Source organism: Streptomyces sp. NPDC054840 (assembly GCF_053611065.1).
In genome coordinates, this window is record NZ_JBSGZP010000769.1 from 1 (window position 1) to 3,235 (window position 3,235).

Sequence of the window (3,235 nt, forward strand, 5' to 3'; positions counted from 1 at the left end):
GCGCCGCCCTCGCCCACCGCTTCGCGGCCGAGGGTGCCACGGTGGTGGTCAACGACCTCGACCCGGCCAAGGCCGTCGCGGTCGCGGCCGCCATCGGCGCCCGGGCCGTCCCGGTGCCGGGCGACGCCTCGGCGATCGTGGCCGAGGCCCGCGAGGCCCTCGGCGGGACCGTCGACGTCTACTGCGCCAACGCCGGACTCGCCTCGGGCGGCGACGCCTTCGCCGACGAGGCCGTCTGGGAAGCGGCCTGGGACACCAACGTCATGGCTCACGTCCGCGCCGCCAGACTGCTGCTGCCTGACTGGCTGGAGCGGGAGAGCGGCCGCTTCGTGTCCACCGTCTCGGCCGCCGGGCTCCTGACCATGATCGGAGCGGCCCCGTACAGTGTCACCAAGCACGGTGCGCTCGCCTTCGCGGAGTGGCTCTCGCTGACCTACCGCCATCGCGGAGTCCAGGTCCATGCCATCTGCCCGCAAGGGGTGCGCACCGACATGCTGACCGCCGCGGGCTCGGCGGGCGAACTCGTCCTCGCGCCGACCGCGATCGAGCCGGAAGCGGTCGCGGACGCGCTGTTCGACGGCATGGAGAAAGGCCGGTTCTTGATCCTCCCGCACCGCGAGGTCGCCGATTTCTACGCCGCCCGCGCCACCGAGCCGGACCGCTGGCTGAGCGGCATGAACCACCTCCAGCAGAAATGGGAGACCCGGTGACCTCCTCCCGGTACGCCGCCAAGCCGTGGCTCGGACTGCTCGCCGCGGCCCAGCGGGCGCCCGTGGCACCGCCGCCCACCGTGCTGCACGCCTTCCGCGAGGCCGTCGCCCGGGCCCCCGAGCGCACCGCCCTCGCCTACTTCGACGGCCGGATCGGTTACGCGGAGGCCGACGCGCTCTCCGACTCCGTCGCCGGCCACTTCGCGGCACGCGGCGTCCGCCGCGGGGACCGGGTCGCGGTCATGCTGCAGAACACCCCGCACTTCGTGCTCGCCGTCCTCGCGGCCTGGAAGGCCGGAGCCGTCGTCGTCCCGCTCAACCCCATGTACAAGTCCGGCGAGGTCGGGCACATCCTCCGCGACTCCGGGGCCGCCGCGCTGGTCTGCGAAGGCGGCGCGTGGACCGGGTACCTGCGTGAGGCCGCGCGGGACAGCGCCGTGCGGACCGTGCTGACCGCGTCGGACCTGGACTTCCAGACGCGCAACGACCCGCGCGTCTTCGGCCCGGCTCCGTCCCCGGCTCCTGCCCCGTCCCCTGCCCCCGCCCCGGCCCGGCCGTTCGTGCCCGCCCAGGCGGAGGCGCCCGACGCGGCGCCCGCCCCGAACCCCCCGGGCGGCCCGCGCACCGCCGGTCCCGCCGCCGGGCCCGGCACCGCCGACCTCCTCACCGTGGCCCGGGGCAGGCGGCCCGCGCCGGACGCCCCGCCCCTCACCGCCGCCGACACCGCCCTCATCAGCTACACCTCCGGCACCAGCGGCACCCCCAAGGGCGCCATGAACCCGCACGGCGCGCTCACCTACAACGCCGTCCGGCAGGTGACCGCCCACCCTCTCCCCGAGGGCGCCACCTACTTCGCCCTCGCACCCCTCTTCCACATCACCGGCATGGTCTGCGAGCTCGCCGCCTGCTTCGCCAACGCCGGCACCCTGGTGCTCGCCCACCGCTTCGACGCCGGCGCCGTCCTCGACGCCTTCCTCGAACACCGCCCGGCCTACACCGTCGGCCCGGCCACCGCCTTCATGGCCCTCGCCGCCCACCCCGGGGTCACCCCGGACCACTTCGCCTCGTTCCAGGTGATCTCCTCCGGCGGCGCCCCGCTCCCGCCCGCGCTCGTCGAGCGCCTGCGCACCGCCTTCGGCTTCTACCTCCGCAACGGCTACGGCCTCACCGAGTGCACCGCCCCCTGCGCCAGCGTGCCCGTACACCTCGAAGCCCCCGTCGACCCCGCCTCCGGCACCCTCTCCGTGGGCCTGCCCGGCGCCGACACCGTGGTCCGCATCCTCGACGAGCAGGGCGCCGAGGTCCCCTTCGGCGAGACGGGCGAGATAGCCGTCCGCGGCCCCCAGGTGGTGCCCGGCTACTGGGGTCTGCCCGCGGAGTCCGCCCAGGCCTTCCCCGGCGGCGAACTGCGCACCGGCGACGTCGGGTTCATGGACCCCGACGGCTGGCTCTACGTCGTCGACCGCAAGAAGGACATGATCAACGCCTCCGGCTTCAAGGTCTGGCCGCGGGAGGTCGAGGACGTGCTCTACACGCACCCCGCCGTCCGCGAGGCCGCAGTGGTCGGCGTCCCCGACGAGTACCGGGGGGAGAGCGTGAAGGCGTACGTGAGCCTGCGTCCCGGCACCTCGGTGGAGCCGGCGGAGCTCGCCGCCCACTGCGCCGAGCGCATCGCCGCGTACAAATACCCGCGCCAGGTGGAGATCCTGCCTGTTCTTCCGAAGACGACCAGTGGCAAGATCCTGCGACGGGAACTGCGCGACCGCGGCTGAAAACAGTCGGACGGTCGTACAGCCGGTCGCAGTGACCAGGCAGGAACGAGGAAGGGAAGGTCAGCGCCATGGCGGCACGGACCACGGAACCCGCAGGCACGCACGAGGCCCCGGTACCGCAGCGGCTGCTGGCCGTCGCCACCCGGCTGTTCGCCGAGCGCGGCTACGACCGCACCTCGGTCCAGGAGATCGTCGAGGCGGCCGGTGTCACGAAGGGCGCGCTCTACCACTACTTCGGATCCAAGGACGATCTGCTGCACGAGGTGTACGCGCGGATGCTGCGGCTCCAGCAGCAGCGCCTGGACGCGGTGGCCGATTCCGACGCGCCCGTCGAGGAACGGCTGCGCGCCGCGGCCGCCGACGTGGTCGTCACGACCATCGAGAACCTCGACGACGCCATGATCTTCTTCCGGTCGATGCACCAGCTCAGCCCGGAGAAGTCCAAGCAGGTACGGGCGGAGCGCCGGCGCTACCACGAGCGCTTCCGCGCCCTGGTCGAGGAGGGGCAGCGTACGGGGGTGTTCTCCGACGCCACCCCCGCCGACCTGGTGGTGGACTACCACTTCGGCTCCGTCCACCACCTGTCCACCTGGTACCGGGCGGACGGCCCGCTCACGCCGCAGCAGGTCGCCGATCACCTCGCCGACCTGCTGCTGCGCGCACTGCGTCCTTAGAGGCCACCGGGCCGGCGGGCCACCGGTCCCCACCGCCCGGCACCCGGTTCGGCTCCAGGAACGGATCACGACCTGGAGC

The 3,235-nt window shown here is 73.7% G+C and carries 3 protein-coding genes; all 3 read left to right on the top strand.

Annotated features, from left to right (window positions below; genetic code table 11):
- The coding region (locus tag ACWGIU_RS33715; protein WP_453711910.1) for an SDR family oxidoreductase at positions 1–710 on the top strand (710 nt) is incomplete at its 5' end.
- Positions 695–2,482, top strand: a complete 1,788-nt coding sequence (locus ACWGIU_RS33720; protein WP_453711911.1) for a class I adenylate-forming enzyme family protein — start codon at positions 695–697, stop codon at positions 2,480–2,482. The genes ACWGIU_RS33715 and ACWGIU_RS33720, both read left to right, overlap by 16 nt.
- Positions 2,483–2,550: 68 nt before the next feature.
- Positions 2,551–3,156 (top strand): TetR/AcrR family transcriptional regulator, encoded by a 606-nt coding sequence (locus ACWGIU_RS33725; RefSeq protein ID WP_033223888.1) that lies wholly within the window; start codon positions 2,551–2,553, stop codon positions 3,154–3,156.
- The last annotated feature ends 79 nt before the right edge of the window (positions 3,157–3,235 follow it).

Bases quoted from the DNA above. Each gene is read 5' to 3' on its own strand.
- ACWGIU_RS33720 (WP_453711911.1), top strand. From the start codon at position 695: ATGGGAGACCCGGTGACCTCCTCCCGGTACGCCGCCAAGCCGTGGCTC.
- ACWGIU_RS33725 (WP_033223888.1), top strand. From the start codon at position 2,551: ATGGCGGCACGGACCACGGAACCCGCAGGCACGCACGAGGCCCCGGTA.